This is a genomic window from Corynebacterium sp. TUM25020 (assembly GCF_056388495.1).
In genome coordinates this window covers 1-12,801 of the sequence record NZ_JBWJFG010000004.1, presented here as the reverse complement: position 1 = coordinate 12,801, position 12,801 = coordinate 1, and the positions used below count along the sequence as shown (strand labels likewise).

Below are 12,801 nucleotides of genomic sequence, written 5' to 3'. Positions count from 1 at the left end.
CATGCTGGGGTGGTCTGAGAATCAGGGGCAGTAGGCTTAAGCGACTGCCTGCTGCTTTTTCTTCCAATTCTCCGCATACCTGCCCGGGCTGAGATGGCCCAACGCCGAGTACGGATGTTCAATATTGTACCGGCGCGATAAATGCCATGATCGGCGACATCAACTATCCAGGTGCGGATGGAACCGCGATCGAGTGGCGCTACAGGGTTTGAATTAAGAAGAGGCGTTAGCGCGCAGTTTTCTTAGCGGTTTTCCTAGCGCGTAAAGTCGCCGAAATCCGCCGCGCGCTCATGCAGCGAGCGGCGGTATTTCTCCAGCGCAATCACATCCGCAAACAGCGCGTTGTACTCCTCTTTCTGCAGGTCGGGGCGCATACGCTGCATTCGGGACTTCATATCCGCGATCTCGCTTCCCACCCAGCGTTCCTGCATCCGCGCCATGATCGCATCGGCGTAATAGGGCAGCCGTTCCGGCGGGCAATGCAGATCCTCCACCGCCAGCTCCGAAACCACAGCCGCCCCCATCGGGTCCTGCATCTGGGTTGCGACCTTTTCAATCCAACCTGGCCCACCGTCGTTGTTCGCCGCCCCTCCGAGCGACGCCACCGCCTCCGCCATCGCCACGTATGTCGGATGCACAAAGCTCTCCGGGGGCATGAGGTCGAAAATGGTGGAAGCTAGCTGCGGTTCCTGCAAAGCTAGCTTCATCACCTCGCGCGGACCTTCCAAAAAGTCATCGTTCGGATTGGGGCGTTCCATACCCTTGACCACGTGCAAGTTGGGCCCGGTTGCATTTCCTGCACCGCCAGCGCCAGCACCACCCTGGACTGCCACGCCATTAACCTGGCCGGCACCCTTCTTTAGCTTTAGGTTTGGCCGCTGCCCGCCGGACTTTCGGGCCTCCTTGCGCACCTCGTCCAGAACATCATTGGGGTTATCCCAGCCCACCCAGCCCGCGGCCTGGCGCGCGTATTCATCGCGCAGCGCCTCATCCTTAATTCCCGCGAGCACCGGCACCATGCGCCGCAATGCGTGCACTCGGCCATCAATGCTGGCCGTATCGTAATCCGCGATAAGCGTGCGGATCACGAACTCGAACATCGGGATACGGGAGGCCACCAGCTCGCGCACCGCCGCATCCCCGCGCTTAATGCGCACATCACATGGATCCTGCCCGCCCGGCGCGACCGTCACATAGCTCCGGCCTGCGAACTGCTGGTCCCCCTCGAAGGCACGCATCGCTGCCTTTTGTCCGGCCTCATCACCGTCGAAGGTGTAAATGATCTCCCCGCGGAAGAACTGGTCGTCCAGCATAAACCTCCGCAGGGCTGCCAAGTGCTCCCCACCGAACGCGGTACCACAGGCAGCTACTGCGGTATCCACCCCGGCGGCGTGCATGGCCATGACATCCGTGTAGCCCTCCACCACTACGGCCTGGTGCTTGGCCACGATATTTCGCTTCGCCTGGTCGATACCAAACAGCACCTTCGACTTCTTGTACAGCATCGTCTCTGGTGTATTCAGGTATTTGCCCAGCTTGTCATCGTCGAAGAGCTTGCGGGCACCGAAGCCGATCACATCGCCACTAACCGAGCGAATTGGCCACAGCAGGCGACGGTGGAAGCGGTCGATCGGGCCACGCTTGCCCATGCGACCCAGGCCCGCTGCCTCGATCTCCTTGAAGGAAAAGCCTTTCTGCTGCAGATGCTTGGTCAGCCGATCCCACCCGGCTGGTGCATACCCGCAGCCAAACTGCTCGGCGTGCTCCAGGGTGAAACCTCGCTCCAAAAGGAAATTACGGGCGACATCCGCGCCTTCGGCGTCACCAAAAAATTCTTTGCGGTAGAAGTCAAAGGCCGCCTTGTTCGCGGCCACCAACCTGCGCCGCGTACCGGGCTCCTCCCGGTTGCCCGGCCCGCCGCCTTCGTAGTTGATGCGGTAGCCGATGCGCTCGGCGCACGCTTCCACGGCCTCGGGGAAGGACATGTGTTCCATCAGCATGAGGAACTTAAAAACGTCGCCGCCCTGGTCGGTGGAGAAGCAGTGGAAGTAGCCGTGGTTCGGGCGGACGTGGAACGAGGGAGTCTTTTCGTCCTTAAAGGGGCTAAGGCCCTTCATGGAATCGACGCCACCCGGTTTGAGCTGCACATACTCCCCCACTACCTCTTCGATGGGGGTCTGCTCTCGAATTGCTTCGATGTCCCGCTCCGGAATCCTGCCCTTAGCCATAGCCACATGCTAGTACAACCCCCGGACAGCCTGGATCGGGCAGCATTCCGGCGCCGGAAAGCTATTTTTCTTAAACAACACATCACGGCTATTCGTGGCGCTAACGTGATCAAAATAGGATCTACATCACACAAATGGAAGAGGGATGGTTGACTACCATGTCCAGCTCGACGACTAATGCAACGCCGAACCCAGCACCGAACTCACTCAACTCCACCGGCGCAGCCGACTCTGCTGAAACAGGCGGCGCCACCCCTGCCAATCACTACGACGTGCTGATCATCGGCTCCGGCTTCGGCGGCTCCACCACTGCCCTGCGGCTGGTGGAGAAGGGTTACAAGGTCGGCATCCTCGAGGCCGGCCGTCGCTTCAAGGACGAGGAGTTCGCCAAGAACTCCTGGCACCTCAAAGACTTCCTGTGGATGCCACACATCGGCTTGTACGGCATTCAGCGCATCCACCTACTCAAAGACGTCATGATCCTCGCCGGCGCGGGGGTCGGCGGCGGCTCGCTGAACTACGCCAACACCCTCTACCAACCGGGCGAAGCCTACTTTAACGACAAGCAGTGGAACACCATCACCGACTGGGAAGACGAGCTCACCCCCTACTACCAGCAGGCACAAAAGATGCTAGGCGTGGTGGAAAACCCCACCATGACCCCCGCCGATGTGTACTCCAAAAAGGTAGCCGAGGAGATGGGCGTGGGCCACACATTCCGCATGGCGCCCGTCGGAGTCTTCTTTGGAGAAAAGGTCGGGTTGAAAGGTAAGCCGCGGGAGACTGTAGCCGACCCCTACTTTGGTGGCGTCGGACCCGATAGAACCGCCTGCCACGAGTGCGGCGAGTGCATGACCGGCTGCCGTCATGGCGCAAAAAACACCCTGCTGAAGAACTACCTCTACCTGGCCGAAAAAGGTGGGGCGAAGGTGCACGACCGCACCACCGTCACCGACATCACTTTCGACGGCACCACCTGGACAGTGCAGGCCAAGCAGACCGGGCCGATCACCAAACGCAACCCCCAAACCAGCACGTTTACCGCCGATAACCTTGTGGTTGCCGCAGGCACTTGGGGTACCCAGAACCTGCTGCATCGACAGAAGGCCAATGGCAACCTGCCGAAGCTCTCGGACAAACTGGGGCACCTCACACGCACGAACTCCGAAGCACTGCTGGGTGCGAATCGCTCCGACTACTCCCCCGACACGGATTTCTCGGAGGGCGTGGCCATCACCTCGTCCTACTTCCCCGCCCCGGATACGCACATCGAGCCGGTTCGCTACGGCAAGGGCTCCAACGCAATGGGCTTGTTGCAGACCCTGATGACCGATGGCGATAAGCTGCAGCCGCGCATCCTGGAGTTCATCAAGCAAATATTTCTGCAGTACAAGGCCATTCCGCGCCTGATTAACCTCAACAGGTGGTCGCAGCGTACCGTCATCAACCTGGTGATGCAGACCCGAGATAACTCGCTACGCACGTTCCTGCGCAAGGTCGGCCCGTTCAACATGCTGAGCTCCGAACAAGGCACCGGCGAGCCCAACCCCACATGGATCCCAGAGGGCAACGCCGCCACCCGCATCCTCGCGAAGATGCTGCCGAAGGGTGTGGCCGGAGGCGTGTGGTCGGAGGTCTTTAATATTCCGCTGACCGCGCACTTTCTGGGCGGCTGCGTTATCGGCTCTTCTCCTGAGCACGGCGTGGTGGACCCGTATCACCGGGCGTGGGGCTACCCGAGTTTGTTCATTACCGACGGTTCGGCAATTACCGCGAACCCGGGCGTGAACCCCTCCCTTTCCATCACAGCCAATGCCGAACGCGCCGCCGCCATGTGGCCGAACAAGGGCGAGGCTGACCCGCGTCCCCCGCAGTCCGAGGGCTACCGGCGTATCGACCCGGTGCAGCCGAAGAATCCGATGGTTCCAGACGACGCTCCAGCCGCTCTCCGCCTACCTCTGCGCGTGCTCTAAACTCTTCCCTATGTCTCAGGGAAGTTTGCAGCAGCTGTTGCCCAAAAAGTGGGCCAAGTACGCCACCCCGGTCGTCGGCGCGGCCATCGTCGCGGCTGGTTGGTTCGGCATTCAAGGTGGGGACGACAACGGCGGTTCTGGCGGTTCTAGCAGCGCTAAAAGCTCTACTAGCGACGCCGACACCTGCACCGTCGACACCCTCCCACCGGAGGCTAAGAAGCAAATCGACGATATCTTGCAGGACGCCCCACCAGACGACGGGGAGGCCGACGGCAAACACTTCGGCAACTACGAGGGCCTGCTGCCGAAGAAGAAGAACAGCTACTACCGCGAATACACGGTGAAGACCCCGGGGATTAACCACCGTGGCGAGCGCCGCATCGTCGTCGGCGGGGGCACCAAGACTGATCCGGAGGTGTGGTACTACACCTCCGACCACTTCGAGAGCTTCTGCACCATCCCCGACGCAGAGGACTAGCGGGGGCGCTCAGCCCACGCTGGCCTTCCTTCCTAGGCCCAGGCCGCACTCATCCCGCTGGCATGCTTATCCAGCCGCTCAAGTCGGGATTCCGTCAACGACGCAACCTGGTCAATGACTACGCGGAGTGCTTCGCGATCGGAGGCGGCGGCGTCAAACCACGACGAAAACATCGGATCCAACGCGCCCGAACCGCCGCGCCACAGGTAGTCCGTGACGCGGAAGATACGCTCGCGCTGGCGCTGCTGGTTAGCCAGATGCTGGGTTTCGTCCATCACGTAAAGCACCGCGACGGACTTCAACAGCGTGACCTCGGCCTGGACGGGCTGCGGGATCACCAGATCAGCAGCGTAGCGGCCCAGCGCGCCCTCTCCGAACTGCTGGCGCGTACCCGTCACCGCAGCAGTGACGAAGCGGGAAACCAACTCAGAGGTCATGGCCTTCAACGCCGCCAGATCCTGCAGCGAACCGCCGAAATCCGCAGCGCGGGAGACGAGGGTCATGGCTCGCAAGCGGTCGGCTGCCTCCAACAGCTCCTCCGGGGTGCCACCGAAAACACGGGCACCCTTTTCGGCCAGAGCCGCCAGCTCCACCAGATCCCACAGCACATTTAGGTTGATGCGCCGGGAAAGAATGCCATCCTCCACGTCGTGCACTGAATACGCCACATCGTCGGACCAATCCATGATCTGCGCTTCCAGACACTTCCGGCCCTCCGGGGCGCCTTCGCGGATCCACGTTAGGGTTCCCACGTCCTCCGCATAGGCGGAGTACTTGGTGCGCTTGTTGCCCTGCTCGTCGACAGGGCCCCAGGGGTACTTGCAGGCGGCATCCAGGCTCGCACGGGTGAGGTTCAGGCCATAGGACACGGGCGCGCCTCCCGCGGAATCATCTGTGCCCTCCAGCACCTTCGGCTCTAGCCGAGCCAGAATGCGCAGCGTCTGCGCATTGCCCTCAAAGCCTCCGCACTCGGCGGCAGCCTCATCCAGCGCACGTTCGCCATTGTGGCCATACGGCGGATGCCCGATGTCATGGCTCAATCCCGCCAGCTCCGTCAGATCCGGGTCTGCGCCAAGGGTCTTACCAATCCCCCGGGCAATCTGCGCCACCTCCAGCGAGTGCGTCAGCCTCGTACGTGGTGTATCCCCCGACCCCGGCCCCACCACCTGGGTCTTATCCGCCAGTCGCCGCAGCGCTGCGGAGTGCAGCACTCGCGCCCGGTCGCGGTCGAAGCTATCGCGCCCGTCCACCACCGCTCCGGGCAGCCCCAGAGTTTTCGGCCTATCGGGCAGCCGCCGCTGGCGGTCGTGATCGCTGTAGGAGTAACGCATAACTTCTTTCTTATTTCTCAAAGGCCTCGTAATACAGCATGCCTAAGGTCTCGTGCAGGATCGAGTTGAACTGCGAACTGCGGGTAAACACCGACGGCCCCTGGCGCGTCGGGCTCGCCCATGCATTCATCCCTTGGTCGCGCACCATACGGGTGGCGCGCAGTGAGTGCGCCGGATCTGTCACCACTACAGATGACTGCCAACCATTTTCCTTTGCCACGTCGGCGAAAGCCTTCGCGGAGGCCAGCGTATCGGCCCCCTCTGCCACCGAAACCACCGCCGATTCCGGGATATCGAAGTTCTCCACCAGGTAGTTCTTGCCTGACTCGGCCTCGGTGAATTCGTCGCCCTCGGCCTTGCCGCCGACGGTGACGATCGTCGGAGCCACTCCCTCCTCATACAGCTTCGCTGCGTGGTTTAGCCTTGAGGCGAACCAGTTCGATGGATTGCCGTCGTACTGCGCCGCGCCGAGCACAAAGATCGTATCCGCAGGTCGCCGGTCATCCGACCGGGCAAAGTGCCACACTTGAAAGGCCGTCACTCCACACACTCCCGCCGCGATCAGGATGATGCTCAGCAGCGTGATGAAGAAATACTTCACCGCGCGCCTCACCGGATGCCGTGCTTTTGCCATGCGCAAAACCATACGCGGTTTCCCCTGTCTTTTTGGTTAAGGTGGGCTGTATGAAACCGACTTTTTCCCCTACCCGTTTCCTGGCGATCCTAGCCGCCGGCGCCGTGCTCGGATTTGGCTCCTTTCTTATTGACGCCCCCTCGGCCTCAGCAGCCACCGCCACCAGCGAGGTAGAGCTCTCATCCCAGCTTGTTGACAAGTCCGGGGTGTTGTCTGAAAAGGAAAAATCGGACATTTCGGCGTCATTAAAAGAAGCGACCAAGGAATCCGGCAAGAAGCTCTACATAGTCTTCGTCCCCAGCGCATCAGGTGACATCACGAAATTGGCCGAACAGCTGCGCGCACAGGACGGCACCGGCAATGTGATTGTGCTGGCCGTAGCGACGGAATCGCGACAGGTCGGCTACGCCGCAGGAAACGACGTGAAGACTAGCGACGCGGAGAAGATTCAAAGCGCGGCGCGGGAGCACTTTGCCGACGATGACTGGGCCGGTGGCGCGCAAGCAGCAGTTGACAAGCTGACGGGCAAGACGTCCACGGCAACGAAAGTATGGATCGGCGCCGGAGCAGCCGGTGTAGTTGGCGCGGGCGCCGGGGCCGCGCTATGGACCCGCCGCAATCGAAAGAAAACGCACACCCAGCAGCTGGAGACAGCTCGTGAGATCGATCCGGGCAACATCGACGACCTGTACAAGCAGCCCACGGAAGTACTGCGCGAACTAGCGGATGAGGAGCTGACCAGCACCGATGAGTCCATCCGCAAGGGTGAAGAGGAGCTTTCCGTGGCCCGTGGCGAGTTCGGTGAGGAGCGGACCCGCGAGCTGGAGAAAGCTCTGAAGCACAGCCGCTCGACACTGAACAAGGCGTATAGCATTCACGAGCGGCTGCGCTCCGGGCTGGTGTCGACGGAGCCAGAGGAACGCGATCTGCTGATCGAGATTGTCTCTAGCTGTGGGCAGGCCGACGACAATCTGGATGCGCAGGCCACCAAGTATGCCGAACTGCGCCAGAAGCTGATGAACGCGCCGGAGCTGGTGGATAAGCTAACCCAGACCAGCATTAGCCTGCACAATCGCATTCCCAATGCCCGACAGATTCTCACTGACGTTGAGACGCGGGTGGACCCGGAGCTGCTGGAATCCGTGCGCCACAACCCGGACATTGCCGAAGACGAAGTCGCGGAGGCCGAAAAAGCTATCGACACCGCACGGGAGTTGTTGGATAAGCCCGCTGGCCAGCAGGGCGGTCTGATCGACGCGCTGGGAGCGGCGCGGATGGCTTTACAGCAGGCGGATTCGCAGCTGCTGGCGGTAGAGCGTGCGGAGGAACACCTGCGGTCGGCGCAGTCTAACCTGCCGGCACTGATTACCGAGGTGGAAGGCGAGATTGACGAGGCCCGCCAGCTGGAGAAGTCCGGTGCGGAGATAGACCGGGCAGGATTGCAGTCGGCTGTGGGACAGGCACGTGCGGCTCTGGAGAAGGCGCGATCTTATGGGTCGACTGATCCGCTGGGGTGCTACTCCGAGCTGTTGGAAGCTGATGGTGCGCTGGATATTCAACTGGACGAAGCGCGCGGCAAGGCCGATGACTTTAACCGGACTGTGGACCTGGTGGACCGGACGATCATGGATGCATCGCAGCGGTTGGAGGGCGTGGAGGATTTGATCCGCAACCGCCGGCGAATTATTGGCGTGGATACGCGCACGTCCGCGCAGGCAGCGCGAACTGCCTTGGATGAGGCGACGCGGTTGCGTGCGGAGGATCCGAAGCATGCACTGCGTGAAGCCCAGCGGGCAAGCCAGCTGGCACAACAGGCAACTCGCCAGGCGCGGAAGGACGTGAATGACTTCAATAGGCGCAATAGTGGGGGCTTCGGCGGCTATGGCAGCGGAGGCAGCGGCAACTTTGTGACCGGCATGGTTCTGGGCTCGCTGCTGAGCGGAAACGGTGGTTTCGGCGGCGGCTTTGGTGGCGGCTTTGGTGGCGGTTTCGGCGGCGGGGGCGGCTTCGGTGGCGGTGATTTCGGAGGCAGCGGCTCTTCCAGCTTCTAACTGGATGGGGCTGGCGCCTCCTGCCCAAGCTCCGTTTCCCCAGGTCCCCGCTCGCGCCAGGTCACTCAGATAAATTTTCTTCCCATTAACCCCTTCAGAAACAGGCGAGGCGGAATGCTGCCGGGGCAAAATTCCCAAATGTCGCTAGATCGGGAATCTGTTATTGCGAATCATTTTCACCCAAAGAAAACAGCAGGTCAGCGAGTTAGTCGAAAAATAGAACCTGGATTCAAATTTTCAGATTCCCGATCTAGCGACATTTCCCCTCACACAGCCCCCTGCCCTCCACGCCGCGCAGACTGCACACCACACCGAACAGCCCTCAGCCACACAGCACAGTCTTCAGCCCCACCGCGCAGACCAAACAACCTTCAACCACACAGCACAAAGGCGCGCCCCGCTGGACGCGCCCCTGAAAACTAATCCCAAACAGTAGTTCGCTAGAACACCACGCGCAGCACGGAAACAGTACCGCTGGCGATAATTGCAGCAGCCGGAAGAGTAATTACCCAAGCCAGAGCGATGGGCTTCATCAGACCCCAGTTGGCGTCCTTGTTGACCAGCCCAACACCCAGGACAGCACCGATCAGAATGTGAGTGGAGGAAACCGGCAGACCCAGGACGGATGCGCCCATCACCACGGCAGCTGCAGACAGCTCTGCAGCAAAACCAGAGGCCGGGTGCATCTTGGTCAGTCCGGAACCAACAGTGCGGATAACGAAACGCCCAATGAACCACAGTCCGACAATCAAGGCAACACCCATGGCAACCATGACTGGCAGAGCCACGCCGGATTCCTCAGAAATGGTGTTCGTCTTCAGCACGTCCAGCACTGCAACGAACGGCCCAAGCGCATTAGCAATGTCGTTGGATCCGTGGCTGAAAGCAAAGGCAGATGCGGTGAACACCTGCATCCAGCTGAACAGAAGGAATGTAGAACGGCTCAGAGCATGCTTCTTGAGAGTGCGCGAGAAGATGTAGACAGCCATCCAAACAACAGCTGCAACCATGCCCATGATCAGGAAGTTGCCCAAGCTGGACAGCTCCAGGTTCATGTTCTTCAGCCCCTTAAACAGCAGCATCGCGGAAATAATGATGGACCCGCCAGCGGCAAGCAGTGGCACCCAAGTGTCCAAGGCGTGGTGCGCCTCGACTTCTTCCGCAGACTTATTGATGCGGTGCAGCTTCTTGTAGTAGTCGGACTCCAGATCCTCCTCTGTATAGCCCTGCTCGCGCATCGTAGTCGAGTCGCGGATCATCGCATCGGTCAGAGCCAGTCGCTCATCCTCGCTCAGCTGTCCGAAGGCCAGCTTATGCTTAATGTTCAGCTCCTTCTTTTCCTTCTTGATCTCATCGAGGCGCTGATCAGCCAGCTCGTTGTAAACAAGAATGCCGCGCTTAATTGCGCCGTAGAGAAGATGCAACGATGCCACCAAGCGCCGGACCCCTCGAAGATAGCGGCCACGACAAGAGCCTGTTTCATGCTCAAGGTGCCCGCCCCCCACGGAAGTACCGAAGGAGTTCGCCACGTCGTTACCACCAATGTTGAACGCCATAAAGACGCCGAAGAATAGGTGCCACCAAGTATTATTCTCATCTTCCGGCACTGGGGTGATGCCGTCGGGCGACGCGGCCACAGCTTTTTGGGTTGTCGTCGACAAGATTCCTCCAAAACGTCAAGGTAAAAGACCATATCCACCTGACTGATGGAGGTAAAAAGGACGAGTTCTGATAGTTAACTGCGGGCTGACATTAATTGAACTCTTACTATCCTTTTTGCAAACATTAATCTCTTACGATCAGCACTTTAGACAAACCCAATCCAGTAGAGCACCACAATCGGAATGCACAGCAGCAGCGCAATCGTAACCGCCCACGAGGAGCTAATCATCCGCGTTTCCATGCACAACCGAGCCGCCCAGGAAACGAACACTCGCACGTCAATCGGCAACTTCTCCCCCAGCCCTTCGAACTCCACGTGAAGGTTCCGCAGGCCGCGGTTTTCGCTGGAAAACTGCCCTGCCTTCTCACCATCAATATCGAGCACGAAGTTCTTCTTCGTCTCCGCGATAATGGCAATGCGGTGGCGATCCGCCTGCACCTCATAGCGCTCCGACTTGCCGAAGCTCTTGCCGTCACCGGTCACTGTCCAGGTGCCGGTCTGGGTCGTCGCAGAGGCAGTCGCTGCCTTCTTGACGCCACCTTCTGCAACCTTGCCGGCGCCTCCACTGTCGTGGCTGGCATCATTGGCGGCATAGCCATCCCGACCCTTCGCATCGTGGCCGTCTTTGCCACCGCGATCATCCGGGCCGTGCAGCTGCCACGTGTCACCGCCGAAACGGATGTTCGCAACTCCACGCTCGTCGGCGTACTCCGCCACCTTCACCAGGTCGTTGCTAGGACCTTCATAGATGGGGAATGTATGCCCGTCGCTCGGCAGGCCCCAGCGAATATCACTCGACATATCTAGCAGCCCGCCAGGCGCTCAGCGAAGTAGCTCTGCAGGTCTTCGATCTTGATGCGCTCCTGCTCCATTGTGTCGCGCTCGCGAACGGTCACCGCATTGTCCTCCAAGGTGTCGAAGTCGACGGTGACGCAGAACGGGGTGCCGATCTCATCCTGGCGGCGGTAGCGACGGCCAATTGCGCCGGAGGTGTCGTAGTCGACATTCCAGAAGCCGCGCAGCTGATCAGCCAGCTTCTCAGCAGTCGGCGTCAGCGTCTCCTTCTTGGACAGAGGCAGAACGGCAATCTTCACGGGAGACAGACGACGATCCAGCTTCAGTACCGTGCGGGTGTCGGTCCCGCCCTTCGCATTCGGTACTTCTTCCTCCGTGTAGGCGTCAACAAGGAAGGCCATCATCGCACGACCCAGGCCGGCGGCAGGCTCGATGGTGTACGGGATCCAACGCTCTTCTGCATTCTGGTCGTAGAAGCTGAGGTCCTCGCCCGAGCCTTCGGAGTGAACACGCAGATCGTAGTCGGTGCGGTTGGCCACGCCTTCGAGCTCGCCCCACTTGGAGCCGTTGAAATGGAATGCGTACTCCACGTCGACGGTGCGCTTGGAGTAGTGGGAGAGCTTTTCCTTCGGGTGCTCATATAGGCGCAGGTTGTCGGGGTTGATCCCCAAGTCGATGTACCACTGGTGGCGGTCATCGATCCAGTACTGGTGCCACTCTTCGTCCTCGCCCGGCTTGACGAAGAACTCCATCTCCATCTGCTCGAACTCGCGGGTGCGGAAGATGAAGTTACCTGGGGTGATCTCGTTACGGAAAGACTTTCCGACCTGGGCGATGCCGAAAGGTGGCTTCTGACGAGAGGTTGTCATCACGTTCTTGAAGTTCGTGAAGATACCTTGTGCGGTCTCCGGGCGCAGGTAGTGCAGGCCTTCCTCGTCGTCCACCGGCCCCAGGAAGGTCTTCAGCAGACCAGAGAACGCCTTCGGCTCGGTCCACGCACCAGGCTGGCCGGTCTCCGGGTCGTTAATGTCGGCCAGGCCGTTCTCCGGTGGGTGGCCGTGCTTCTCCTCATAGGCCTCCAGCAGGTGGTCAGCACGGTAGCGCTTGTGGGTGTGCAACGACTCGACCAGCGGATCTGTAAATACTTCAACGTGCCCGGATACTTCCCACACACGCTTAGGCAAGATCACGGAAGAATCCAGGCCGACAACGTCGCGACGGGAGGTGACCATGTGGCGCCACCACTGACGCTTGATGTTCTCCTTCAGCTCCACGCCAAGCGGGCCATAATCCCAGGCGGAGCGGGTTCCGCCGTAGATCTCACCGCAGGGATACACCAGACCCCTGCGCTTGGCTAGGTTGACGACGGAATCAATGGTGCTTGCCATGGTTGGCGTGTCTCCTTAGTCGGGATGGGCTTCGGAATGTGAAGGTTCAGCTTTGCAGCTGTCGTACCCCACATCTTAGCCTGTCCCAGGCGAAAGCCAACGCTCGGGGTAGCACGCCTCAAGCTGTATTCGGGGGTTAAGTAAAGAAAAGTGTGTCCGCATGCCACCATAACCCCAGACCACACACCACAAATCACCAAAGAATAGCTCCCCGAAAGCTATTACCCACACCATCCCGCACCTCCGGCCACATTTGTGCT

The 12,801-nt window shown here is 60.2% G+C and carries 8 protein-coding genes and 1 pseudogene; 3 read left to right on the top strand and 6 right to left on the bottom strand.

The features are described from left to right. Positions 1 to 254: 254 nt before the first annotated feature. Complete coding sequence (gene dnaG, locus AC05K6_RS05970; RefSeq protein WP_476728041.1) at positions 255 to 2,228, bottom strand: DNA primase; 1,974 nt, start codon at positions 2,226 to 2,228, stop codon at positions 255 to 257. Positions 2,229 to 2,386: 158 nt separating this feature from the next. Here dnaG and AC05K6_RS05965 point away from each other — a divergent pair, with 158 nt between their 5' ends. Together AC05K6_RS05965 and AC05K6_RS05960 are read left to right on the top strand one after the other, a co-directional pair. Continuing rightward, entirely contained in the window at positions 2,387 to 4,201 is a 1,815-nt protein-coding gene (locus tag AC05K6_RS05965; RefSeq protein ID WP_476728040.1) for a GMC oxidoreductase, read from the top strand. Positions 4,202 to 4,211: 10 nt separating this feature from the next. Beyond that, positions 4,212 to 4,679: a ribonuclease domain-containing protein gene (locus AC05K6_RS05960; RefSeq protein ID WP_434817287.1), complete on the top strand. Its 468-nt coding sequence runs from the start codon at positions 4,212 to 4,214 to the stop codon at positions 4,677 to 4,679. A gap of 32 nt (positions 4,680 to 4,711) precedes the next feature. Here AC05K6_RS05960 and AC05K6_RS05955 read toward each other — a convergent pair whose 3' ends face one another. Together AC05K6_RS05955 and AC05K6_RS05950 are read right to left on the bottom strand one after the other, a co-directional pair. Beyond that, complete coding sequence (locus AC05K6_RS05955; protein ID WP_434817286.1) at positions 4,712 to 6,010, bottom strand: deoxyguanosinetriphosphate triphosphohydrolase; 1,299 nt, start codon at positions 6,008 to 6,010, stop codon at positions 4,712 to 4,714. Positions 6,011 to 6,020: 10 nt separating this feature from the next. Beyond that, positions 6,021 to 6,644, bottom strand: coding sequence for a YdcF family protein (locus tag AC05K6_RS05950; RefSeq protein ID WP_434817285.1), 624 nt, complete (start codon positions 6,642 to 6,644; stop codon positions 6,021 to 6,023). A 50-nt stretch (positions 6,645 to 6,694) separates the two neighbouring features. On the opposite strand from AC05K6_RS05950, the gene AC05K6_RS05945 reads away from it, so the two are divergent. Then, on the top strand, positions 6,695 to 8,695 hold the full coding sequence (locus tag AC05K6_RS05945) for a TPM domain-containing protein (protein WP_476728039.1): 2,001 nt from the start codon (positions 6,695 to 6,697) through the stop codon (positions 8,693 to 8,695). 440 nt (positions 8,696 to 9,135) lie between these two features. Here AC05K6_RS05945 and AC05K6_RS05940 read toward each other — a convergent pair. From AC05K6_RS05940 to AC05K6_RS05930, 3 genes and pseudogenes are all read right to left on the bottom strand, one after another. Next, positions 9,136 to 10,311 (bottom strand): annotated as a pseudogene (locus AC05K6_RS05940) (inorganic phosphate transporter). Between the two features lie 191 nt (positions 10,312 to 10,502). Beyond that, positions 10,503 to 11,159 carry a hypothetical protein gene (locus tag AC05K6_RS05935; RefSeq protein WP_476728038.1) on the bottom strand — a complete coding sequence of 219 codons (657 nt, stop codon included), beginning with the start codon at positions 11,157 to 11,159 and terminating at the stop codon, positions 10,503 to 10,505. A gap of 2 nt (positions 11,160 to 11,161) precedes the next feature. Then, positions 11,162 to 12,541 carry a glycine--tRNA ligase gene (locus AC05K6_RS05930; protein ID WP_448307271.1) on the bottom strand — a complete coding sequence of 460 codons (1,380 nt, stop codon included), beginning with the start codon at positions 12,539 to 12,541 and terminating at the stop codon, positions 11,162 to 11,164. Positions 12,542 to 12,801: the final 260 nt, after the last annotated feature.